Annotated in this window: 12 protein-coding genes; 8 read left to right on the plus strand and 4 right to left on the minus strand. The window is 52.5% G+C overall.

The window, feature by feature from the left end:
- Nucleotides 1–20 precede the first annotated feature (20 nt).
- Nucleotides 21–2,003 carry a VacB/RNase II family 3'-5' exoribonuclease gene (locus tag DWB84_RS08935; RefSeq protein ID WP_187409414.1) on the minus strand — a complete coding sequence of 661 codons (1,983 nt, stop codon included), beginning with the start codon at nt 2,001–2,003 and terminating at the stop codon, nt 21–23.
- A 162-nt stretch (nt 2,004–2,165) separates the two neighbouring features.
- Between DWB84_RS08935 and DWB84_RS08940 the strand changes: the two genes are divergently transcribed.
- Nucleotides 2,166–2,432 carry a DUF1653 domain-containing protein gene (locus DWB84_RS08940; RefSeq protein ID WP_187409415.1) on the plus strand — a complete coding sequence of 89 codons (267 nt, stop codon included), beginning with the start codon at nt 2,166–2,168 and terminating at the stop codon, nt 2,430–2,432.
- Nucleotides 2,425–2,901, plus strand: coding sequence for a tRNA adenosine(34) deaminase TadA (gene tadA, locus DWB84_RS08945; protein ID WP_370589692.1), 477 nt, complete (start codon nt 2,425–2,427; stop codon nt 2,899–2,901). Before DWB84_RS08940 ends, tadA begins: the two co-directional genes overlap by 8 nt.
- Nucleotides 2,902–2,904: 3 nt before the next feature.
- On the opposite strand, the gene mltF is transcribed toward tadA, so the two are convergent.
- Nucleotides 2,905–4,434 (minus strand): membrane-bound lytic murein transglycosylase MltF, encoded by a 1,530-nt coding sequence (mltF, locus tag DWB84_RS08950; RefSeq protein ID WP_187409417.1) that lies wholly within the window; start codon nt 4,432–4,434, stop codon nt 2,905–2,907.
- 294 nt (nt 4,435–4,728) lie between these two features.
- Here mltF and purL point away from each other — a divergent pair, with 294 nt between their 5' ends.
- The 3 genes from purL to DWB84_RS08965 all read left to right on the plus strand — a co-directional run bounded on the left by purL (nt 4,729) and on the right by DWB84_RS08965 (nt 11,454).
- On the plus strand, nt 4,729–8,589 hold the full coding sequence (gene purL / locus DWB84_RS08955; protein WP_187409418.1) for a phosphoribosylformylglycinamidine synthase: 3,861 nt from the start codon (nt 4,729–4,731) through the stop codon (nt 8,587–8,589).
- A 125-nt stretch (nt 8,590–8,714) separates the two neighbouring features.
- Entirely contained in the window at nt 8,715–10,712 is a 1,998-nt protein-coding gene (locus DWB84_RS08960; RefSeq protein ID WP_187409419.1) for a serine/threonine-protein kinase, read from the plus strand.
- A gap of 46 nt (nt 10,713–10,758) precedes the next feature.
- Entirely contained in the window at nt 10,759–11,454 is a 696-nt protein-coding gene (locus DWB84_RS08965; RefSeq protein WP_187409420.1) for a hypothetical protein, read from the plus strand.
- Here DWB84_RS08965 and DWB84_RS08970 read toward each other — a convergent pair.
- Nucleotides 11,447–12,646, minus strand: coding sequence for a GNAT family N-acetyltransferase/peptidase C39 family protein (locus DWB84_RS08970; protein WP_187409421.1), 1,200 nt, complete (start codon nt 12,644–12,646; stop codon nt 11,447–11,449). The genes DWB84_RS08965 and DWB84_RS08970 overlap by 8 nt on opposite strands.
- 83 nt (nt 12,647–12,729) lie before the next feature.
- On the opposite strand from DWB84_RS08970, the gene DWB84_RS08975 reads away from it, so the two are divergent.
- The gene (locus DWB84_RS08975) at nt 12,730–14,178 is read left to right on the plus strand and encodes a RimK family protein (protein ID WP_187409422.1); all 1,449 of its coding nucleotides are present in this window, start codon (nt 12,730–12,732) and stop codon (nt 14,176–14,178) included.
- Nucleotides 14,179–14,440: 262 nt separating this feature from the next.
- Complete coding sequence (locus DWB84_RS08980; protein ID WP_187409423.1) at nt 14,441–18,742, plus strand: ATP-binding protein; 4,302 nt, start codon at nt 14,441–14,443, stop codon at nt 18,740–18,742.
- Nucleotides 18,743–18,778: 36 nt separating this feature from the next.
- On the opposite strand, the gene hrpB is transcribed toward DWB84_RS08980, so the two are convergent.
- Nucleotides 18,779–21,283 (minus strand): ATP-dependent helicase HrpB, encoded by a 2,505-nt coding sequence (gene hrpB, locus DWB84_RS08985; RefSeq protein ID WP_187409424.1) that lies wholly within the window; start codon nt 21,281–21,283, stop codon nt 18,779–18,781.
- Between the two features lie 161 nt (nt 21,284–21,444).
- On the opposite strand from hrpB, the gene DWB84_RS08990 reads away from it, so the two are divergent.
- The gene (locus tag DWB84_RS08990; RefSeq protein WP_187409425.1) at nt 21,445–24,693 is read left to right on the plus strand and encodes a sensor histidine kinase; all 3,249 of its coding nucleotides are present in this window, start codon (nt 21,445–21,447) and stop codon (nt 24,691–24,693) included.
- The last annotated feature ends 34 nt before the right edge of the window (nt 24,694–24,727 follow it).

Raw genomic sequence — 24,727 nt, forward strand, 5'->3', positions numbered from 1 at the left:
GGCGCCCTAGGGCGCCTTTTTTATTCCTGTTCCGCGAGAACTTCGTCAGATGCGTCTAACTCACTGGTGTCAGTGGGGAATCCGTCTGGCAGAGACATCTGCACGCGACGTTTTTCCAGATCGACGCCAGTGACGCGAACCGTGATTACATCATCAAGCGCAAAATGTCGCTCGCCGATCTGAATGGTCATGCGCTTCGCATCAAAAACTTTTTCGACTTTTTTCGGAATCTGTACAAAGCCTTCAAAACCGGTTTCCAGCAGTTTTACGCCGAATCCCTGTTGTGTGACTATGCGAATAACACCTTGTCCTTCAAGTCCAATATGGTTGGAAAGATATTGACCAACCAGAATTTGTTCCAGTTGACGGCATGCCTGGCGACCTTGTTGCAAAGTTTCCCGCAATTCATCCAATACCTTTGCCGGCATTTGCTGAGGTTGTTTGCCGTCCAGAATTTGAATGATGGACCAGTGGTTACACAGATCCACGTAGCGGCGAATGGGCGACGTGATGGTTGCGTAGTGCTTTACGCCCATGGACAAATGCGGTTCTGCTGCGGTGTTGATTTCGCTGTTTTGCATCATGCGCTTCAGTGGTGCCAACAAGGAGCGGTGCTCATCGGAATTTTGCAGCAGGTGAATAAAATCGATATGTCCTTGCAGTTCGTTGATTTGCTCGGAATTAAATTCTTCGCCGAAGTCTTCGCGAATAACTGCGCGTACTTCACCGATGCGTTCCGGGCGGAATCCGAGATGCGTAGTGAAAACACCGGTTTTATGTTGGGCGAGGAATTCGCCCGCGCATATATTTGCGCACAACATGGCTTCTTCGATTAATCGATGCGCGTCATTGCGCTCGCGTTTTTGTACGCTTTCCAACTGCCCTTTGGTGTTGAGGATAAAGTCGTAATCGAGCTGTTCTTCGTAAACCAAATGATGCTGTTGGCGGTATTTCAGACGTACCTGCGCCAATTTGTTGGCTTCTGTCAGCGACTTTTTGACTTCATCATCATCGGTAATAGACGGATTTTCGCCTTGTAAAAATGCGCCTACGTCCAAATAAGAAAGTTTGCCGCGCGAGGTAATTTTGCCGAATTGAAATTGATAATCAGCAATACTGCCGTCGCTGTTGATGTTGATGCGTACCAGCAGGGCGGGGCGGCCGGCATTGGGCAGCAGAGAAAAACTTTCATTTGCCAGTTTTTCCGGCAGCATGGAAAGAGATCTGCCTGGGAGGTAGACGCTCTGAGCGAAATTACGTGCGGTTTTTGCAACAGGTGTACCCGGTGCCACGAAATGGCCGGGATCTGCAATGGCAACCCACAATTGCCAGCCGTTTTCTCCGGTTTTTACGTAGATGGCATCATCCATATCGCTGGTGGTTGATGCATCAATGGTGACAAATGGCAGTGAAGAGAAATCTTCACGTTTTTCAATATTGATGCCTTTGGCAATTTCTTCTGTTTGCGCCAGCGCATCGCGCGACCAAAAACGGTGCAGGCCGAACTGTGCGGTCACAATATTGTGATGAATAAAGTCGTCAGTTGGAGAGCCGAGGCGGGCAACAATTTTGGCAGAAGCTTTACCGTCGTCAAACGGGTGTTTATTCAGTTCTGCCAAGACCCAGTCGTTTTCCTGGCATTTTTTTCTCAACGGAGGGGGAATAAACAGCCAGCGAGCGCCTTGTTCTTCTGCTTGGACGAAGTGGTTGTTTCCCTTGATTTTGTATCGCCCGACAAATTGCTGAGTGCCTATATTCAGCAATTTTTCCAATTCGGCTTCCAGCTGATTTTTATCGTTTTTAACGACATTGACCTTGATGCGGTCGCCGGGCAGAACGCGTTGCATGCGCTCAGGATTGAGAAATGCGGTGCGGCCGTCATCGAGTTTCACAAAACCGAAGCGCCCGTTCGCGCCCACGACAACACCTTCCGCATAATCCTTGCTGGCAAGGATTTCTTTTTTTAACTGCGAAAGTTGGGCGATACTATTTTGGTCTAACATGGAAAACCCCACGGCTGTCTGAGGTGGCGCATCATACCAGCTCGGGCATGAATCGATAAGCTCGGACACGAGCCGTAGCGGCATTTGGCGCCAAATTGGACAAGTCCTAAAAATTCGTAGCAAAAATCTATCGTTTTTACGATAAACGAGAACCTGCGTTTTATGTCAGTTAGCAAGATTTCTTCCGATCAGCTTCAGCCGGGGCGCTATCGCCATTACAAAGGCCACGACTATGAAGTGTTCGGTGTCGCCCGCCATTCGGAAACCGAGGAGCCGTTGGTGGTATACCGCTGCTTGTACGGTGATTTCAGCCTGTGGGTGCGTCCATTGGCGATGTTCCAGGAGTCGGTTTCCGTGGGCGGGGAGAGCGTCGCCCGCTTTACCTATGTCGGACCCATGGAGGAATCGACGGGACTCGGACGTGGCTGACAGCGATCACATATTTATGCAGGCGGCGCTGGCACTTGCTGAGCAGGCGGCGCAAGCAGGAGAGGTTCCAGTGGGAGCGGTGGTTGTACAAAACGGGGAGATCATTGGCCGCGGCTGGAATCGCCCCATCAGCACCAATGACCCGACCGCGCACGCCGAAATTGTGGCTTTGCGGGACGCCGCGCATAACTGCAGCAACTATCGCCTGCCGGAAACAACGCTCTATGTGACCATCGAACCCTGCACTATGTGCGTCGGGGCCATGATCCATGCGCGCGTTCAGCGGGTGGTATTCGGCGCGCCTGAACCCAAAGCAGGTGCTCTGATCAGCCAGCTTCAGTTGGCTGAGGAAACCCACTGGAATCATCGCTTGGAAGTCGCCAGTGGCGTTTGCTCGGAGGAGGCCGCCGATCTTATGCGCTCGTTCTTCCAGTTGCGTCGTCTGCAAGCGAAGAGCAAGCCCGGTTAAGCCTTACATGGATTTGGTGGTGAGGGCGCGCGAGGCGAAATTCTGATTGGCGATGGCTTCGCTGATGATGAAGTTAAAGTCGTCTTCTGGTGGCTCTGAAGCATTCATGACAAGAGCTGCACGGCGATCCTGCTCCAGATCGTTCCAGGCCAATATGGTGTAGAAGTTGCGAATATTCTGCACGTAATCAACGGCTTCCTGCCCGCGCGCGTATCCGTGTTTGGTGAACTTGTAATACTGCCGCTTGGACAGGAGTGGCAGATAATCTTTTACATCACTCCAGCGATTCGGATTGGCGCCGTGTTGTTGCGCCAGAATGCGGGCATCTTCCAGGTGACCAAAGCCAATGTTGTAGGCGGCCAAGGCGAGCCAAATGCGCTCTTCGCCCTTAACACTGGCAGGAATTCGGTCGAGCAGCTTGCGGAAGTAGCGCGTTCCGCCCTCAATGCTTTGTTCGGGATTGAGGCGGTTTTTGATGTTCATTTCCTTGGCTGTGGAAAGCGTCAGCATCATAAAACCGCGCACGCCCGTGGGGGATTTTGCGAGAGGATCCCAGTGGGATTCCTGGTAGCTCAACGCCGCCATCAACAGCCAATCCAGTCCGTTTTCCTCTGCGGCTGCTTTGATTTTGTCGCGCCACTGGGGCAAGCGCTCTTTGATTCGGCTGGCGAATACCAGTGCATCGTTATGATGAATACCCCTGCTGCTGTGGAAGCGCTCCTGCAGGTCAGCCAACGCACCACTTTGCTCCATGGTGGTAAGGAATTCGTTGGCGGCGTCCAGCAGACTGGTGTCGGAAGACTGTGGGAACGCCCAGGCCAAAGGTTCTGCTTCACTGATATTGAAGGCGACTTTGGCTTTTGGATATACGGCAGAGTTGAGTGCAAATGCGTTGGAATCGATTACCGCGTAGTCGATCTTGTGGTTGTGCACCATTTCGAGCAGGTCGAGCATTTCAACATCCGGGCGCTCTTCCCAAGTCAGCTCGGGGTGCTGCTTTTGCAGTTCGCGCAGACGCTCGGCGTGGGAGCTGCCGCTCATCACCACGATCTGTTTGCCTTCAAGGTCTTCCAAAGAGGTTGGGCGACGTGTCCCAGAGTGGTAAATCACCTGCTGAGTGACATAGGCATAGGGGCGACTGAAGGTGACGCTGCGTTGGCGGCGTTCGGTAACGGTGAGTCCAGCAGCGGCGAAGTTTCCTTTGCGACCAACTTCGTCAAAGATGCGGCTGATGTCTTCCTGTTCGACGATTTCCAGCTCCACGCCCAGACGTTTGGCGAAGGTGTTGGCCAGGCTGTATTCGAACCCGGTGAGTCCATCAGTACCTTCGTAATAAGTGGTTGGACCGTTGCGAGAAATGATGGTCAGCTTGCCGCTGGATTGGATTTGTTCGAGAGTGGTCGGCATTCGACTGGCGACCAAGGGGGCTGACACTGCAGCAGCAAATGCCAGCAGTTTGATTTGCTGCGCTAAGCGGCGCAGTCCAAACCAAACAGCTCGGCACTTCTGTTTCAAGTGTTGTTTCAGTTCCATTGATGCTCCCGTCTTTACCGTTATCGTCGCAAGGTTCCTGTCCATCGGGCTGTTAACAGCGACGCAAAATTGTGAAGTTGAACAAATTTTGTTCGATTTTATCTAAACGAAACCTGGCTGCCTAGCTTGCGAAACGGCGGATTTTGCGGTATTGACGAGCAATTCATTATAAAAATCTGTGCGTTAGACAACGTTTGAATATAGGCGCGGTTCCCAAGTGGGATGTCCCCATGCGGCATTTACAGTACAATGCCCACCCGATTTTCTGCCCCCTCTTTTTGAGAAATCTTAGTTATGTTGATATTGCCCGGCGCAGCCGCTCTTTCTTCTTTTCGTCGCGACAAGCTTCTTCAATCGTTACGTGAGCGTCAGCCGGGTATTACGGATGTTGCAGCGGAATATATCCATTTCATCAATCTCGCCGAATCCCTCGAGGGGCATGAGACAGAGCTGCTGGCGCAGCTGCTGACCTACGGACCCAAGTCAGAAAGGGTTGCTCTCAACGGCGGTCTCCTGCTGGTCGTTCCCCGTCCGGGCACTATTTCACCCTGGTCGTCCAAGGCCACGGACATTGCCCACAACGCTGGTCTGCACAAAATCCAGCGTATCGAACGCGGTGTGGCCTATTACATCCAGGGCCAGTTCGATCCCAAAGCAGTGTTGCCGCTTATCCACGACCGTATGGTGGAAGCGGTTTACGCCAGTCTCGACGATGCCGCTGTGTTGTTCGAGCAACACGAGCCCCGGCCGTTGAATATAGTGGACATCCTCAGCGGCGGACGTATTGCCCTGGAAGTTGCCAACACCGAGCTGGGCTTGGCGCTTGCGGAAGACGAAATTGATTATCTGTTCGAAAACTTCCAGCAACTGGGGCGCAATCCGACAGATGTGGAACTGATGATGTTCGCTCAGGCGAACTCTGAGCACTGCCGTCACAAGATTTTTAATGCGAGTTGGACAATCGACGGCAAAGACGAGCCTCTGTCGTTGTTCAAAATGATCAAAAACACCTACGAAAAAGCCGGTGATAACGTACTTTCCGCCTATGCCGATAACGCGTCGGTTATCCGCGGCTGGGAGGCAGGCAGGTTTTATCCGGATCCCACCACGGGTGAATATGGCTTCCATCAGGAGCCGATTCATATCCTGATGAAGGTTGAGACGCACAACCACCCGACCGCCATTGCGCCTTTCCCGGGTGCTGGTACTGGCGCTGGCGGTGAGATCCGCGACGAGGGCGCAGTCGGCAAAGGCTCTAAACCGAAAGTCGGTTTGACCGGCTTTACCGTCTCCAACCTGCGCATTCCAGGTTACGAGCAGCCCTGGGAAGACAATTACGGCAAACCCGATCGCATAGTGTCACCGCTGGACATCATGATCGAAGGACCCCTCGGTGGAGCGGCCTTCAACAACGAATTCGGCCGGCCCAATATCTGCGGTTATTTCCGTACCTTTGAGCAGGATTTTGCCGGCGAGCGTCGCGGCTACCACAAGCCGATCATGATCGCCGGTGGTTACGGCAACATCAAAGAAGAACATATCGAACAGCATCCATTCTCCCCGGGCGCCAAATTGGTAGTCCTCGGTGGACCGGCCATGCTGATTGGTCTGGGCGGCGGCGCAGCCTCGTCCATGGCATCCGGTAGCTCGACTGAATCTCTGGATTTCGCCTCGGTGCAACGCCAGAACCCGGAAATGGAGCGGCGCTGTCAGGAGGTCATTGACCGCTGCTGGGCGCTCGGCGCGGAAAACCCCATTGCCTTTATTCACGACGTAGGCGCGGGCGGTCTTTCCAATGCCTTCCCGGAATTGGTGAAAGACGGTGGTTGCGGCGGACGTTTCGAACTGCGCGAGGTTCCCAATGACGAACCCGGTATGTCGCCATTGGAAATCTGGTGTAACGAATCGCAAGAGCGCTATGTGCTGGCGATTGCACCGGAAAATCTACCGCGTTTTGAAGCCATCTGCCGGCGTGAACGTTGCCCCTATGCAGTAGTAGGGGAGGCGACCTCAGAGAAAACTTTGATCCTCAACGATCGCGAATTCAACTCTCGCCCCATCGATCTGCCTATGTCGGTGTTGTTCGGCAAACCGCCGAAGATGCATCGCACTGCTGAACAAAAGCCTGTAGATGCCGCGCCAGTGGCGCTCGACGACGTCGCGATGGCCCAGGCTGTGGAGCGCGTACTGCAGCATCCCGCCGTTGCCAGCAAACAATTTTTGATCACTATTGGTGACCGTTCTGTGACCGGCCAAGTGGTGCGCGACCAAATGGTCGGTCCCTGGCAAGTGCCAGTGGCAGATTGCGCCGTCACCACCTCGGCATACGATACCTACGCCGGTGAAGCCATGAGCATGGGCGAGCGCACTCCTGCGGCGCTGGTGGACGCGCCTGCGTCCGGCCGTATGGCTATAGGCGAGGCCATCACCAACATTGCAGCAACCCGTATCGGCCAATTAAGCGATATCAAACTGTCCGCCAACTGGATGTGCGCCGCAGGCCACCCGGGCGAGGATGAAAAACTGTTCCGCACGGTGGAAGCCGTGGGAATGGAGTTGTGTCCGCAATTGGGACTGACGATTCCGGTGGGCAAAGACTCCATGTCCATGCGCACCCAGTGGCAGAAAGACGGCAAACAATTGGCAGTCACTGCACCTTTGTCCCTGATTATTTCCGCGTTTGCACCAGTCGTGGACGTGCGCAAAACCGTGACGCCGCAACTGCGCACCGACCTTGGTGAAACTGTGTTGTTGCTGGTGGATGTCAGCGGTGGTCGTCAGCGTTTGGGGGCATCAATTCTCGCGCAGACTTTCCGTCAGATTGGCAATGAAGTGCCGGATCTGGATGAGCCTGAGCAATTGCGCGCATTCTTTAACGGTATCCAGGCCAACTTGGAAGCCGGTGCCATTCTGGCTTACCACGACCGCAGCGACGGTGGTTTGTTGGCGACTCTGGCGGAGATGACCTTCGCCGGTCGTTGCGGGGTTGAAGTGGATCTGGACGCCCTCGGCGGCGATCCGCTGGCGGCGCTCTTCAACGAAGAGTTGGGCGCAGTATTGCAAGTGCGCGCGGCTGATGTCGCCGATGTACAACGCCGCTTGGCGGAAGCTGGTTGTACCACTGTGGTGAACATCGGCCGAGTTACTTTGGAACAGAATTTCACCGTCAACGCCGGTGGCAATATTATTTATCGCTCTACGCGCGCCGCCTTGCAGGCGTTGTGGGCGAAAACCAGTTATCACATTCAAGCCCTGCGCGATAATCCCGAATGCGCCGCACAGGAATTCCAGACCATTCCTGCGGACGATCCGGGCTTGAGCGCGCGCCTGACCTATGATCCGTCAAATGACATTACCGCTCCCTATATCAATCGCGGGGTAAAACCCAAAGTGGCGATTCTGCGTGAGCAGGGGGTAAACGGTCAGGTGGAAATGGCGGCGGCGTTTACCCGTGCGGGCTTTGCCGCAGTTGACGTCCATATGAGCGATATTCTCAGTGGTCGTATCGATCTGTCTGAATTTAAAGGCGTGGCGGCGTGCGGCGGTTTCTCCTATGGCGACGTATTGGGAGCGGGGGAAGGTTGGGCGAAGACTATTTTGTTCAACTCCCAGGCGCGCGATGCCTTTGCCGCTTTTTTCCAACGCGGAGATACCTTCAGCTTGGGTATCTGTAACGGCTGTCAGATGATGTCCAATCTGAAGTCCTTGATTCCCGGCACGGACCACTGGCCGCGCTTTGTGCGCAATTTGTCCGAGCAGTTTGAAGCGCGGGTATCGCTCGTGAAAATCGAGCAGTCGCCGTCCGTGCTGTTGGCCGGAATGGCCGGTTCGCACCTGCCAGTTGCAGTGGCGCATGGCGAAGGTAGGGCGGAATTTGCCGACGAAGAAGCCTTCCGTCGTTGTAACGAAAGCGGCTTGGTGGCAGTGAGATTTATCAATAACCATCTGCAGCCGACCACTCAATATCCGGCAAACCCGAACGGTTCTCCTGCAGGCATTACCAGCCTGACAAGCCGCGATGGCCGCGCCACCATCATGATGCCGCACCCGGAGCGGGTGTTCCGCACTGTGACCAATTCCTGGCAACCGTCAGGTTGGGGCGAAGATGGCGGCTGGTTGCGCCTGTTCCGCAACGCCCGCGTTTTTGTCGATTAACCAATGATCATGGCCTCAGGGAAGAGGCGTGTGAACTCTGGCCAGATGTGCAATTGTTTTATGCTGGCCGCAAATTGAATGGTGTACTTGCTTTATTAAAGCGTAATCGAGATCAGGACTGACCGATGAAAGACGGCCCGGGACAGCCTCCGCATTCTCCTCAGGATCAACAAGCTCCTCAGGACAATAAAACCCGCATCCAAGGACGAGCAGTGGATGCGCGCACGCGCGTACAAGCACCGGCAAAAGCAACACCTGCTGCAGCTCAAGCGGAAATTCAACTCACCCGCATTCGCCAAGCCATTCGTGAACAAAACAGCAGCCAGGGCTTTCTGCGCGCCAAACAAATAGCCGACCGGGCGTTGGCTGCCAATAAAATCATTCTGAATAATCGTTTTGTGCTGGAAGCCACCCTCGGAGCGGGTGGTATGGGTACCGTTTATAAAGCGAAGGACTTGCGCAAGGTCGAAGCGAGCGATCCCAATCCTTATGTGGCCGTTAAAGTTCTTAACGATGATTTCAAAAATCACCCCAATGCATTTATAACGCTGCAGCGGGAAGCGAGCCGGTCACACATTTTGTCGCATCCCAATATTGTCACTGTGCATGACTTCGACCGCGACGGCGACGTTATCTACATGACCATGGAATTGTTGCAGGGCATTGGTTTGGAACCCTTGATCCGGCAACACAAGGGCAAAGGACTGGAAAAAGCCAAAGCGCTGCGCATTGTGCGCGAAATTGGCATTGCGCTGGCGCACGCACATCAAAAACACATTATTCACAGCGATTTAAAACCGGGAAATATTTTTGTCTGCGCCGACGGCGCCAAGGTGCTGGATTTTGGTATTGCGCGTCTGACTTCCCAAACCGCAGCCAGCGATTTTGATGCAGGATCATTGGGCGCGCTGACGCCAGCCTATGCCAGTCTGGAAATGTTCAATGGCGAAGATCCGCATCCTGCCGATGACGTGTACGCCCTGGCGATCATCGCCTATGAATTGCTCGCCGGAGAGCATCCTTATCAGCGCAAACCTGCTGGCATAGCGCTAAAAGAAAAACTGCGCCCCGCACCTATAAAGTCCCTGACCAAACAACAGTGGAAAACCCTTGAGCGCGGTTTGAAATTGCGCCGCGCCGAGCGGATACAAGATATCACCCAGTTTTATAAAGGACTCACCCAGCGCCGTCGTTCTATTAAAGGGTTGTTGGCCGCCACTGTCTTAATCAGTGCTCTGGGTGGAACCATCACTTATCGCTATTTAGTGGGTGATGAATTGGATTCCCGTATCGCGGAAACCTATTCCCGTGGTCAGTCATGTTTGACCAATGGCGATTTCACTTGCGCCTTGGATAGCGCTAAAGCGGTGTTGCAACTGGATGCCAGTCATCAAGCGGCGCGCGCACTGCAAAGCGCCGCCGAAGACCAATTGCAGGCACAGCAACAAAATGAATTGATAGGGCAGTTTGAATCCTGCATTCATTCTGCGGATGAATCCTGTGCAAAGGATGCATTACGTCGCTTGAAAGAAGTTGGGATGACTGCTCGTGCGGCAGAGCTGGAATATCGATTAATCCAATTCCAGAGTCAGCAGGCGCAGGAGCAAATAATGACCCAAGCCAGGGAGTGCGCATCTCAACGCGATTGGGTTTGCATTATCCAATTGTCTGAAAGAGCCCCAGAACTTGGTAATCCTGAATTTTTGGAGTTGGTCACGCAAGCTCAGCAAGCTCGTGCACAAGAACAGCAGGCGCTCGCAGAGCGACGGCGCGAATTTCAATCGCTGGTCAATCGGGCAGAGGCTTGTCTTGCTGCTAAAGATTATTCCTGCGCCGCACGCTACGCCCAAAATGCGTTGTCGTTGGGGGTGGATAGAATCGCGGCGCAAAGTCTGGTGCAACGTATCGATTTTGCTAAAGAGGAATATCAGCGAAATCTGCAACGAGCAGAAAATGTGCTCGCCAAGGGCCAGGCGTGTTTTGCAAAGAAAAATTACAGCTGCGCAATCGCCAGCTCGGAATCCGCCCTGGAATTCGTGCCCGATTACGCCCCGGCATTGGAGTTGCGCCGCGCCTCTCAAAAGGCGGTGGAAGAACTTAAAAGCCAGATTGTTATTGAATAATTTCCGCGCGGAAGCGCATTTTGTGACCTTAAAAAAGGAGCTTTGTATGAAACTGAAAAAAAGTCTGGCAGTTATTGCGACGGTTTGTTTGGCGAGCACTTTAACCACCGGTTTCGGCCTTAAAGATTTGGCCAAGGAAATCAAGCCGGATACGGATAAATGTGAGAAGTCCAGCAACAAGAGCGACTGCAAACGCAAGGAGAATCTCAAAACAGCAGCCAAGGTGGCTGCAGTGGGGATCGCCGCGAAAATCATTTATGACATGGTGATCGATTACCGCAGCAAAAAAGTCGAAGACGAAGATAAGGTTGCTGAAGCTTATAAGTCCAAATTCAAAAATCTACCCGCTACCGCTGAGGTGGTTGCTTATGAATCCAACTTGCGTCCGGGCCAGGTGGTAAAACCGGGAGAGCCTGTGTTGCTGGTTTCGCGTGTGCAAGTTGTACCGGGCAAAGATGGCGCAGCTGTGTTGGTGCAGGAAAAAATTTCCATCTTCGATAACGAAGATCCCAACAAGGTAATTAAGTCATTGGTAAAAAATGTAAGCGGTGCGTCGCAAAAGGGTGGTACTTACGAAAACGAATTTAGTTTCACCTTGCCTGTCGGTATGCCTCAGGGGGTTTATCCGATCCAGACCGCTGTTCTGTTGAACGAAAAAGAAACGAGCACAGAGAAAAACGAAATGCAGGTGGTGCTGCAGGTAATGCAGGATGGACGCTATCTGATTGCCTTGGCTAATTAATCCTTTTTTTTGCCGGGCCGGTTTGGGCTGGCTCGGCGACTTGTCTTTTAGCTTTTTTCTCTTCCTTAAAAGAAATTAATACCGCGGCGCGATATTGATTGCGTCCGTATTTGATCATTTTGGCAAAGTCCGAGATTGGCACAGGTACGTAGACCGTATCCACGGCCGATTTCCATTCGTCTTCATCTACCTCAGGGTCATTGAAATAAGCGAAGTCGTCGTCGAGGTTCACCAGCCAGATCCAGTGTGGGCCTTTGCTGCGGTTCATGCGGTAGGTGCTGATCAACAAAATGATTTGTTGGCCAGCACGCAGCGCCTGCCGTATGGCTTCGATATCTTTCGGAAATGGCTCCACTTCGATGCGGTATTCCTGCGCTTGCCGTGCGAAATCGTGGTGAATCAATTCGATGATTTTTTTCTTTTTCGGGCTGCGTACGGAGTCCAGGAACGGTGGGTCTTCATTGGCCAACCACAACCGGGCTTTATAGCCGCGCCTATGGGCGGCTATGGCAAGTCCGTAAGGCGAGGTGCCGCCATGACCGGTGGTCATAAAAATGGTGGTAGCTTCCCGCCAGATATTAAATTCTTCTATCTGACTTACCGGTTGGTTTGGGTTGAGTTTTTTGGCCGCCATTAATAAAGAAGCGGGGCCGCAGGTAAATTCGGTGGTCTGGGTGTAATACGGCAATTGTGACGGGATCTGGCGGTCGATTTGCAGACGTTTTTCCAAGCGGAAACCGTCGTTGCCGTCTTCATAATAATGATGCAAGCGGCGAATAGGCTCATAGCCGAGAGACTGATAAAGCTTGCGGGCGCCGTGGTTGTCCTCGGCAACTTCGAGACGAATAAAAAGGGCGTTGTGCTTACGCGCAGAGGCTTCCATGGTGAGAATCAGTTGCCGGGCGAACCCTTTGCCTCGTTCCTGAGGAGCTACCGCAAGAGAATAAATACGGGCGAGCGATGTGCCCCGGTGAAACAGAACCAATCCATAGGCGACGAGTGGTGAGGATGCTCCGTCGGACAATTTTTCACTATTTGACTGGTCAATTACCCAGATTTCTGCTTGGCTTTTTGTAAGAAAATAACGAAAACTTCTTTTACTGATTCGATCGTGAGTAAAGCAGAGATTTTCGAGTCTAACGAGTTCTTGGAGGTCGTCCAGAGACGCAATGCGGGGGAGATTAGAGTTCATAAAAATAGTACTTGATAAGTTGCAAGATTTTGCCACACTTGCGCGCAACCGCAAGCGGTTTATCCCTCCGGACCCCAGAGTATATGGCCCAACTAAAAATCATTATTGAAAACGCGTCGGATTGGGCGGCTTTTTATCCATCCGAAGACGTTGTGCTTGCCAAAGACTATCTCGCACAACCGACGTCCAAAGAACGCTATAAAGTTATCAATCTTTGCCGCCAGTACACCTATTTGAGTACGGGCTATTACTGCTCCTTGCTGGCGGAAGCGCGCCATCATCAGGTTATTCCAGCAGTCAAACATATTCAGGACCTCTCGCGCCGTATTTGGCTTGGCGTTATCAATATCGATGCGCAAAAACAACTGTCGGATGTCGCTGGTGATGCCAAAGAGCACCAGATAATGGTGTACTTCGGTTTTACTGCCGAACCGCAGCTGGCGGACCTTGCGCGGCAGATTTTTGAGCAGGTACCAGTGCCAATTTTAAAGGTAGTATTCCACCGCAAAGATGCCACTTGGCGCTTGGCCTCGTTAGAGGCGGGTGCGCTTAACGCCTTGACCGAAACACAGCAAACGGATTTCGCCAACGCTCTCGATAACTATAGTCACTTGGTTTGGCGCAAGGCGAAAACACGTAAAAATTATCGCTATGACATGGCGATTCTTGTCGATCCCAATGAACCCTTTCCGCCGAGCAACCCGGTTGCCATTAAGCGGTTCATAAAAGCGGCCAAAAAGCACGACATCATGGCCGAGACTATTACGCGCAAAGATATCGGCAAACTGTCGGAATACGATGCGCTGTTTATTCGCACCACCACATCGGTTAACCATTACACCTATAAATTCGCCCGGCTCGCTCAGGCGGAAGGGCTGGTGGTCATGGACGATCCGGATTCAATTCTGCGTTGCACCAACAAAATTTATCTCGCGCAGCTGTTGGAAACCCACGGACTGCCGACGCCTAAAACCCGAATTTTGATGAAGTCGGATCTTCACAGGATCGACGATGTCATCAATGATCTCGGCCTGCCTATGGTGTTGAAAGTACCGGATGGTTCCTTTTCAGTTGGCGTCAAGAAGGTCAAAACCAAAGAAGAACTGGTGGAACAACTGAGAGCGATGTTTAAAAACAGCGCTTTGATGTTGGCTCAGACTTACACCTATACGGAATTCGACTGGCGTATCGGCATTTTGAATAATCAGCCTTTGTACGCCTGTCGCTATTACATGGTGAAAAACCACTGGCAGATTTACAACCACAGTGGCGATGGCAAAAAAACCGGTGGTTTTGATGCTATGCCGACATTTGAAGTGCCCAAACACGTGCTCAAAGCGGCCATCAATGCAACCAAGCCAATCGGCGACGGCTTTTATGGTGTGGACCTCAAGCAAAACGGCAAAGAGGTATACATCATCGAAGTGAACGATAACCCCTCCATCGAATCCGCCGTTGAAGACAAGTTTTTGGAAGGCGAACTTTATGACGCTGTCATGGCAGAGTTTCGCCGCCGCCTAGACGAGCGGTAATTTTCCTGCTACATAATCACTTCCTGCATCTGCATCGCCTCCTCCCGCCGTAACTGTTAAAGGGTTACGGCTTCCTCGAAAAAAACCATAGCTTGATGCCCGCTGTACTGGATTTATGTTCCGCTGTGCTTATTGGGGCTGATTATCGCGTCCCTGTTATCTGGTTTGTGCAAACTGCCGGGCAACAGGGAAATTTTCATCATGACTGGCGCGCCCACCTTTCCGTGTTTGCATAAAGGCGCGTTTACAAAAGGTATTGAGCATGAGTTCGAAACATTCTGCCGGTGCAGAGCTGTTTGCCGGTCGTGGCGAGATGGCTGATCTATTGCGGAGTTTTCCTTGGGAATCCACTTCGCTTGGTCCGGCAGAGACTTGGCCGCAAAGTTTAAAAACCGCCATTTGTATCATGATGACCTCCCGCCAGCCAATTTGGATTGGCTGGGGGCAGGACTTGATCTATTTCTACAACGATCCCTATAAATCCGTTATTGGTGGTCGCCATCCATGGGCTTTAGGGAAGCCTGTTAAAGAAGTATGGGGGGAAATCTGGGCAGAAATCGGACCTATGCTGGCGACCGCCATGTCAGGAACTGAAGGCACCTATGTCGAAGAACAGCTGCTGATCATGGAAAGGAATGGTTATCCGGAGGAAACCTATTACACCTTTTCCTACAGTCCCATTCCCGATGACAACAATAACGTTGGGGGGATTATTTGTGCGAATACGGACGATACCCAGCGGGTGATCAGTGAGCGCCAGCTTGCGCTGTTAAGTTATTTGGCTGCACAAATCGTCGATACCAAGTCATGGCGCAGCGCTTGCGAAAATAGCATGGCGGCGTTGCGTTCCAATCAGTACGATCTGCCGTTTGCTGCGCTTTATCTTAAAGAAGCTGACGGCATGGCCTATTCTTTGTGCGGCGTATCGGGCATTGAACGCGATCATCCGGCTGCGCCATCACAATTGACAGCAGAGTCTTCTCCATGGCCGCTGGATAATGTCGTTCATCAAATTACCCTGATTGATCTTCTGGCTCAGCATTTTGGTAATTTACCAACAGGTGTATGGAAAGAAGCGCCTAAATCCGCAGCAATTTTGCCCATTCTCCCAAATGGAGAAACGGGGCGATCCGGTTTTTTATTGGTTGGGCTGAATCCATTTCGACTTTTTGATGACAATTACCAAAGCTTTTTGGGATTGGTGGCGGGGCAAATTTCCGCTGCTATTGCCAATGCGCTTGCCTATGAGGAAGAGCGCAAAAGAGCCGAAGCGCTTGCCGAAATTGATAAAGCCAAAACCATCTTTTTTTCCAATGTTTCCCATGAATTCCGCACGCCGCTGACATTAATGCTCGGCCCGCTCAAGCATGTACTCGACAATAATGAATTGCGTGAAGATATCCGGATGGACCTGAAAGTTGTGCATCGCAACGGCTTGCGCTTATTGAAACTGGTAAATTCATTACTGGATTTTTCCCGCGTTGAAGCCGGGCGAATGCAGGCGGTTTATGCACCGGAGGATTTGGCTGTTCTCACCGCTGATCTGGCCAGTAATTTTCGCTCTGCCTGTGAACGGACGGGATTGGATTTATCGATTGACTGCGCGCCACTTCCTCAGCCTGTTTACGTTGATCGGGATTTGTGGGAAAAAATCGTTTTCAATTTGTTATCCAACGCTTTCAAATTTACCTTTAAGGGCGGCATCGGCGTAGTTTTACGAGCCAAGTCTGACTCGGCCATTTTGCAAGTTTCCGATACGGGCGTCGGTATTGCGCAGGAAGATCAAGCAAAGATATTTGAAAGATTTCGCCGCGTAGAAAATTCCAGTGGGCGTTCTCATGAAGGAACGGGTATTGGATTGGCTTTGGTTAAAGAGCTGGTAAAACTGCACGGCGGGTCGATTCATCTAAACAGTGCCGCCGGTCGTGGAACGACTTTTACCGTTGAAATTCCCTTCGGCAAAAATCATCTGCCACAGGACCAAATTAGCGGTGAGCGCGCCAAAGTCAGCACTGCTACGCGCGCAGAAGCATTTGTGGAAGAAGCTTTGCGCTGGTTGCCGGACAATGCAGCATCGACAGCGGAATCGACTAACCAGCGCCAGCGTATTTTATTGGCAGATGACAATGCGGATATGCGCGTTTATATCCAGCGAATACTAAGTGATGCGTACCATGTGGTTGCAGTGGGGGATGGGCGCGCGGTTCTGGAAGAAATCAAACGGCAGCGCCCCGATTTGATTCTCTCCGATGTGATGATGCCTAAGCTGGATGGTTTTGGTTTGTTGAAAGAATTGCGTGGCAAACGCGAAACTCGGGATATTCCCATTATTTTGCTGTCCGCCCGCGCTGGTGAAGAAGCGCGTATTGAAGGGCTGGAGGCCGGTGCCGACGATTATCTCGTCAAACCTTTCAGTGCGCGCGAGTTAAAAGCTCGGGTGCAGGGAATTTTAATGAAGGAGGAAGAGCGCTACGAACAAGAACAGCATTTTCATATGATTGCTGACAGCTCACCTGCGATTCTTTGGACCACAAATGCAGAGGGCGAGTGTACTTATTTAAGTCGTCAATGGTACGAGCTGACCGGTGGAGTAGCACCGCAAGATCTCGGTTTTGAATGGTTTAAAAAAATACATGCCAATGATTTTGAGGTAGAGGAATTTTTAATCGCTACTGCAGAACGCAGGCCGTTTCGCAGTGAATTTCGTTTGCGCCAAAAGAATGGTGAATATATTTGGGTGATCAGTGCCGGATCTCCACGCTACGATAATCAAAATCGGTTTATTGGTTTTGTTGGCTGTGTATTTGATATTACGGATCGACGGCGAATGGAAATCGTCATGGACGGGCAGAGACGTGCACTGGAAATGAGTGTTGCCGGTGTGCCTTTGACAGAAATTCTCGACGTTTTTGCCAAAACGGTGGAGTTGCAATCCAGCAGTGATGTTTATGCGTCCATTTTATTGTTGGATGAAACCGGCGAGCGACTATGGCACGGCGCAGCGCCGAGCTTGCCCGAATCCTACAATCGCAGCGTTAATGGAATATTTGTCCGTCCTGATGCGGGATCCTGTGGAACAGCAGTATATCGCCGGGAAAATGTGATGGTGGGCGATATAGAACGCGACCCGCTGTGGCGTGATTTCAAAGACTTGGCCCTCTCCCACAATCTGCGCGCTTGCTGGTCTATGCCGATTTTTTCCACCGAAGGAAAACCGCTCGCCACCTTTGCGCTGTATTACGCCAATACTATGACAAGCCCATCGCCAGGTGATCGTTTGGCGGTGGAAGTTTTGGGTGGTACTGCAGCCTTGATTATTGATAAAAATATCGATATGCGTCTGCGGCGGGAGGCAGAACAAAAATTGCGGGAAAGTGAGGCAGCCTTGCGCGAAGCGGACAAACGCAAAGATGAATTTCTCGCAACTCTTGCGCACGAATTGCGCAATCCTTTGGCCCCTATCAGCAAGGCGCTAAAAATCATGGATATGTCTCATAACCCCAGTGCAGTCAATGAAATGCGCGAATTAATCAATCGCCAGTTGGTACAAATGGTGCGTTTGGTGGACGATTTGATGGATGTGTCGCGCATTACCTGCGGTAAAGTCGAGTTGCGCAAAGAGCGATTGTCTCTATCACGTGTGTTGCAAAATACCATTGAGGTTGTGCAATCCATGGTTGTCGAAAGGCAGCAAACCTTGCGATTACATTTCCCTGAAGACGAAATTTGGCTGGACGCGGACTTTACGCGTTTGTCGCAGATTTTTACCAATATTCTGAATAATGCTTCCAAGTACACACCCGTTGGTGGTCTTATTGAGGTGACTGTAGAAACCAATGGTGCTGAGGTGGTGGTGAGCGTGCAGGACAACGGCATGGGCATTCCGCCGGATAAATTGCCATTTATTTTCGAAATGTTTTCTCAAGTGGCGGACCACCTGGATAGAACTCACGGCGGCTTGGGAATCGGCCTGACTTTGGTGGAGCAATTGTTGCGTATGCACGGCGGTCGTGTCGAAGCCTTTAGCGATGGCTTGGGTAAAGGCAGTCGCTTTACCGTGACATTACCACGTGCACAAAGCTCGGCACCTGACGACCAAGTACAGCCGCCTATTCAAAATAAATCATCCAGTGAGTTGCGCATATTGGTGGTGGATGACAATCGGGAATCGGCAAAAACGCTTGCCCAACTTATCGATTTGCTTGGCCACACAACAAAGACCGCGTTCGACGGCCCCACTGCTATTGAAATTGCCGCGGAATATCGCCCCGACCTTATTTTGATGGATATAGGCATGCCCGATATGAACGGCTATGAAGCCTGTCGTTTGCTGCGAAAAAATCCTGCGTTGGATTCCACCGTTGTGGTTGCTCAAACCGGCTGGAGCGAAAAACGCCACAACCATATGTCGAAAGACGCGGGCTTCGATCTCCACTTGGTTAAACCTATCGATTTATCCGTATTGCAGGATTTATTGGCCGATGTGGTAGCTAAGCGTGCGGAGGGTAGCGAGCGTTTTTTGGTCGAACAAGTTGTTGATGAAGTCGGCGGCGTACCTCGTTAGCATGTTGCAGATTACACAAAACAGCTGCTGCGGTTGCTAAGAATGTTTTTTGGTAAACCGCGTCGCCGGCGCAGTCAGTGGATCATCCGGCCAGGGATGTTTGGGGTAGCGGCCTTTCATTTCTTTTTTCACTTCGTGATAGCTGGTACGCCAAAAACCCGCTAAATCCTGCGTTACTTGCAAGGGTCTTTGTGCGGGTGATAACAAGTGAATCAATAATGCGACCCGCCCGAGGGCAATGCGTGGAGTGGTTTCGCAGCCGAACATTTCCTGCAGTTTGACGGCGAGCACTGGCGGATTCTGACAGTAATCAATGGAGATACGGGAGCCGGAGGGGACTTGGATATGAGCCGGCGCCCATTCATCGAGTTTTTGCGGCAGTGGCCAAGGCAGCAGGCTGGTCAGAGCTGCGGATAGATCCACGCGGCGCAGGTCGTCCAGCTTATTGATATTGTCGAGGAAGGGCGTTAACCAATCTTCCAAAGTCGCCAGCAATCCCTCATCGGAAACATCCGGCCATTGAACGCTATCCATATCGTTAACATGTTCGCGCAACAGATTGACCCGCGCGCGCCATTGTTGGTGGTGTTCTTCCCAGGGCAAAAGCGCGAGTCCTTCCTGGCGAATCATATTGGCGAGCGCCTGGCGTCTGCGCTCCGGATTGATGTCCTGCAGTTTTTCGCTGCGCCAAATAATCGCACCGACCGTAAAGCGCCGCTCTGCGACAAAGCGCTCCTGGGTTTTGTCCCAATCGAGAATTTCCCGCGTATCGACCAATTCTTTGAGTTCATCGTCGAGCAGGCGCGCGTCGAGTGCGGCCGCGGCGAAGATACGGTCGTCACCGCGCCCGGCCAGTCCACCGACTTCCGCTATTGCGAGCCAAGGTTCCCGCGCCAGTGGATCGGCCTCGCCCAATTGTGCGCCGCGGCCGTTGCTGAGCTGGTACATCGGTTTGCCGGCATGTCGTTGGCGGGCAATTCGATCCGGATAGGCCAGGGCGAGCAGCAGTCCGCAGGGTGTGCTGACATCGGCTTTGGCTTGTTTGGCGGGCAGTGCTGCGCGGTATTGTTGCGCCTGTTTGCGCGCTCGCTGCGCCCAGGCGCCGCCGCCGGAGGACTCCAGCTGGTTTACCCAACGCTCGACATCTGATCCTAAAAAACCTGGCCGACCGGTCTCTTCAATTGCCGCCGCCAGGGTGCAGGCGGTTTCCACAAGGCCAAGATCGGCGGCGCGCAGCATCATATGGGCTAAGCGCGGATGGGCGGGGAATTCCGCCATCAGTCGGCCGTGCGCGGTCAGTTTGGGCTGAGAACTTTCGCGCTCTATGGCGCCAAGTGCGCGCAATAAATCCAGCGCTTGGGCAAAAGCTGCGGCTGGAGGAGGGGTCAGCCAGGCCAGGGATGTGGGGTCATCCACGCCGAAGGCCAGCATTTGCAGGGCCACTGGCGCGAGGTCCGCCTGTTCGATTTCCGCTTTGGCGAAGGGCGCAAGTACTTCATCGGCACGCCACAGCCGGTAACAAAAGCCCGGGCCGAGTCGCCCTGCGCGCCCTGCGCGCTGGGTGGCGGAGGCCTGGGAAATCCGTGTGGTATGCAACCGGGTCAGACCTGAGCGCGGATCGAATGCGGGTTCGCGACGCCAGCCGCCGTCGATCACCACTTCCACCCCCTCGATGGTCAAGCTGGTTTCGGCGATATCGGTACTTAATACCACTTTGCGCTTATAGGGCGATTTAACCGGATTGATAGCGGTTTGTTGCTGTTCCAGTGACAAGGTGCCGTATAGCGGGGCCAGCTGAACATCGGCAGCAATCTTGTCGACGAGCATTTCCTGTAGCGCCAGAATTTCCTTTTGCCCCGGCAGAAACACCAGCAGGCTGCCTGAATGTTGCGCCAGTGCCTGCTGGACGGTTTGCGCCAGCGCCGCCAGCCATTCCGGCTCCTGCGGGCGGGCGCGGCTGCCGACGTAGGTGGTTTGCACCGGAAACATCCGCCCTTCGCTGCGGATAACGGGGGCATTCAAGAGAATTGCGATAGGACCGCCGTCGAGAGTGGCGGACATCACGATGATTTTCAGCGGGTCGTTGCTATCGCGCAGCAATTCTCGCCCCTGCAAAGCCAGGGCGAGGCCGAGGTCGGTGTCGAGGCTGCGCTCATGGAATTCGTCGAAGATCAGCGCGCTGTAGTCACTCAGGCCCGGGTCGTCCTGCAGCAGGCGGGTGAGAACACCGCCGGTGACAACTTCGATGCGGGTTTTGGCGCTGACCCGGGTTTCCTGGCGGATGCGATAGCCGACGCGCTCACCGACCGCTTCGCCCAACAGATCCGCCATGCGCTGGGCGGCCGAGCGCGCCGCCATACGGCGCGGCTCCAGCATCAATATGCGACCGCGCAGCCAGCTCTGGTCGAGCAGAGCCAGTGGCACCTGGGTGGTTTTGCCTGCGCCCGGCGGAGCTTCCAGCACCAACTGATCGCACTGCTGCAATGACTGGGTGATGTCTGCAAGTACTGAGAAAATCGGCAGATCAGGTGATTGGCTCATGGAAAATCAGTAGGACGCATGGCGGCTAAAAGTGCGCGGCAGTGTATGAACTCGAATCCGCAAGCGTCAAGGCAGTGAGGATTTGCCCATCGCGGTTTTGCAGTGCAAAAGCCGGTTGTTATGATGCCGGGCCCGAGGCGGAAAATACGTGGACTTTTTTCATGGGAAAAACACGGCGTAAATGGTTTACGAGTTATCGTTTTTGCACGCTGCTGTGCTGGATGGGATGGTTATGGCTGCAATGTCTGTCGGTCAGTGCCCGAACACTGCCGCAGAATCTCTCTTTCCGCCATATTCTGCCCGACCAGTTGGAAGCCATAGGGTATTTAACCGCTATAGCTCAGGATCACGATGGTTTTATCTGGTTTGGCGGCGACAATGGCCTGGCGCGGTATGACGGCTACGGTCTTACCTTTTACCGCCATCAGGAAGGTGTCGCCGGTTCCCTCAGCAATAGTTTCGTCAATCATCTGCTGGTAACCCGCGACGGCGAACTCTGGATTGCCACTCAGGCGGGGTTGAATCGCTATATCGCCGATACGGACTCCTTCGAGGTGTATCTGCACGAATCCGAATCCGCCACTGGTCAAAGCGTCAACGATGGCCGCTTTCTCCTGGAAGACAGTGAAGGGCGTTTTTGGATAGGCACACGCGGCGGATTTATCCGGTTTTTCCGCGAAACCGGAAAGTTTACGCGTTATTTTTATGACCCTTATCCGAAAAAGGGCGGCGACAGCGTGGTGTCAGCGCTGGCTGAGGATAAAAACGGCTATATCTGGATCGGCAACCACACTGGCGGGCTCAGCCGGTTTGATCCAAAAGAAATTGCGTTTCAGCATTTTCGCCACGATCCGGAAAATCCATCCAGTCTCAGCCACAATGACGTGCGCTCCTTATTTGTCGACAGCCAGAATCGCCTTTGGGTCGGCACCTATCGCGGCGGCCTTAACCGATTTGTGCACGAAAAAGAGCGATTTGTTCGCTATCCCTACGACACCAGCGAGAAAACCGAAGCGGTTTGGACTATTTCGGAAGATCGCGACGGCAATATCTGGGTGGGCGATGGCGGTGTGCTGATGGTGATGGATCCGGACACAGGTGCGTCGCGTCGTTTTGGCTACCGCGAGGGCGATCCCCATGGTCCAGGCAATCATGTGGCCATGGTGTTTTTCGAAGACCGCGCCGGGGATTTGTGGATTGGCTATTTCCCCTCCGGAGTGGATATGGTGGACCGCCAGGCGTCGGTATTTCGCAATTTCACCTATAACCCTAACGACCCCAATACAGTTCCGGAAGGCGGTATTTTGGCCACTTTTCAGGATGCGCAGGGAAATATCTGGATCGGTGGGGGATATGGTTTGAGCTTGTTTAATCGCGAGGAATTAACCTTCACCACCTATCGCCACGATCCGGATGACCCGACTTCTATTCAAGGTGGCGACACCATTTTAAGTATTACGGGCGATCCCAGTGGTGATCTTTGGATTGGTGTGTGGGCAGCGGGATTACACCGGTTTAATCCGGAAACCGGAACATTTCGCCAATATATGCCAGATCCGTCTGCGCCCGGCAGCTTATTGGGCAGAGAGCCTTGGGATTTACTGGTGGATCGCGACAATAATCTCTGGATTGCCACGGAGGAGGGCATCAATCGCTACAACCGCTCCACTGATGATTTCACCCATTTCACGCCGCATCCAAGTCAAATCGATGGCGATACCAGTTTTTACACCCGCGTTCTTTACGAAGACTCGCGCGGCAATCTGTGGGTCGGTTCAACCCGCGGATTATTTTTGCTCGATCGCGTCAGCGGGGAATTCGAACGCTTTCGTCATCGCCCGGGCGCCAGCAATAGTCTGAGTTCAGATTTCGTTAAGGCGATTTACGAAGACGGCAAGGGAAATTTATGGTTGGGAACGCACGGCGGTGGGTTGAATCGTATGGATGTTGCCAATCGCCGATTTACCGCCTACCGACAGGAGCAGGGGCTGCCGGATGATGTTGTCACGGGCATTATCGAAGATGATCAAAATAATCTTTGGGTGAGTACTCATAAAGGGTTAGCGCGATTTGATCCGGCAGCCCGATTATTCCGCTCCTACGATAAACGCCACGGATTGCCGGGAAATTTATTTAATCGCGACACGCCAAGCAAAATTCACACAGGCGAATTGCTATTCGGTAGCAGCAAAGGACTCACCTTATTTAATCCGACGGAACTGCATGACAATTCTTATGTGCCGCCAGTTGTAATTACCGATTTTCAGATTTTTAACAAGCCCGTTGCCATAGGTGTTCCAGGCTCACCCTTGACCAAAGCGCCGTATCGAATCGATACCATTCATTTGAATTATGATCAATCGGTATTTTCATTTTCATTTGCCGCGTTGAATTACCGTTCGTCAGAGGAAAATCAATACGCCTATAAATTGGAAGGCTTTGATAAAACCTGGCAAAACGTTGGCAAAAAACGCACCGCCACCTATACAAACCTCGATCCAGGAACCTATACCTTTTATGTAAGTGGCTCAAATAACGAAGGTTTATGGAGCCAAACAGGTGCACAAGTCAAAATAGTGGTATCTCCACCGCTGTGGCGGACTTGGTGGGCCTACTTGTTGTATGGCTTTATAACGATTTTGCTGATTTATCTGGTGATGTATTTTCAACTGAAAAAACAGGCATTCGAGCGCGAGCACACGTTGAATCAACGGTTGCAGGAACTGGATAAATTAAAAGATGAATTTCTCGCTAACACCTCGCATGAATTGCGCACCCCGCTCAACGGCATCATAGGTTTGTCAGAATCGCTGCTCGACGGCGCTGCAGGCCCGGTGCCAGAGCCTATGAAAAAATATCTGGAAATGATCGCCTACAGCGGTAAACGTTTGGCGAATCTGGTGAATGATATTCTGGATTTTTCCAAACTGAAAAATCACACACTGCAATTACATCCGCGACCGGTCAAAGTGCATGAGTCCGTGCAGCTGTTGCTGAAAATTACCGAGCCGCTGGTCAACGGCAAACCCATTGAGTTGATCAATGCTGTGCCGGAAACCATTCCACCGGTTTTGGCGGATGAAGGGCGTCTGCAGCAAATTCTCTATAACCTGGTGGGCAATGCCGTGAAATTTACCGACCAGGGGTCCATCACGGTCAGTGCCAGGCACGAGAACAAAACAGTGGTAATTGATGTGGTTGACACAGGTATTGGTATTCCAGAAGACCAAGTGGAAAAAATCTTTGAATCCTTCGAGCAAGTGGACGGCACCGATAACCGAAAATACGGCGGCACGGGCCTGGGCCTCGCGATTACCAAACGGCTGGTGGAATTGCACGGCGGTAGCATCAGTGCGAGTTCAACCTTGGGTGCGGGGTCGAGATTTAGAGTGCGACTGCCCATTGCGTAGATGTATCGTCTCGATGCAGCGGAGCTTAAACGCA

This window comes from Saccharophagus sp. K07, from assembly GCF_014336955.1.
In the GTDB taxonomy this organism is placed as follows: domain Bacteria; phylum Pseudomonadota; class Gammaproteobacteria; order Pseudomonadales; family Cellvibrionaceae; genus UBA5868.

Coding starts and splice junctions, on each gene's coding strand:
- hrpB (WP_187409424.1), bottom strand. CDS start 21,283: ATGAGCCAATCACCTGATCTGCCGATTTTCTCAGTACTTGCAGACATC.
- purL (WP_187409418.1), top strand. CDS start 4,729: ATGTTGATATTGCCCGGCGCAGCCGCTCTTTCTTCTTTTCGTCGCGAC.
- DWB84_RS08970 (WP_187409421.1), bottom strand. CDS start 12,646: ATGAACTCTAATCTCCCCCGCATTGCGTCTCTGGACGACCTCCAAGAA.
- DWB84_RS08940 (WP_187409415.1), top strand. CDS start 2,166: ATGTCAGTTAGCAAGATTTCTTCCGATCAGCTTCAGCCGGGGCGCTAT.
- mltF (WP_187409417.1), bottom strand. CDS start 4,434: ATGGAACTGAAACAACACTTGAAACAGAAGTGCCGAGCTGTTTGGTTT.
- DWB84_RS08935 (WP_187409414.1), bottom strand. CDS start 2,003: ATGTTAGACCAAAATAGTATCGCCCAACTTTCGCAGTTAAAAAAAGAA.
- DWB84_RS08990 (WP_187409425.1), top strand. CDS start 21,445: ATGGGAAAAACACGGCGTAAATGGTTTACGAGTTATCGTTTTTGCACG.
- DWB84_RS08975 (WP_187409422.1), top strand. CDS start 12,730: ATGGCCCAACTAAAAATCATTATTGAAAACGCGTCGGATTGGGCGGCT.
- DWB84_RS08980 (WP_187409423.1), top strand. CDS start 14,441: ATGAGTTCGAAACATTCTGCCGGTGCAGAGCTGTTTGCCGGTCGTGGC.
- DWB84_RS08960 (WP_187409419.1), top strand. CDS start 8,715: ATGAAAGACGGCCCGGGACAGCCTCCGCATTCTCCTCAGGATCAACAA.
- DWB84_RS08965 (WP_187409420.1), top strand. CDS start 10,759: ATGAAACTGAAAAAAAGTCTGGCAGTTATTGCGACGGTTTGTTTGGCG.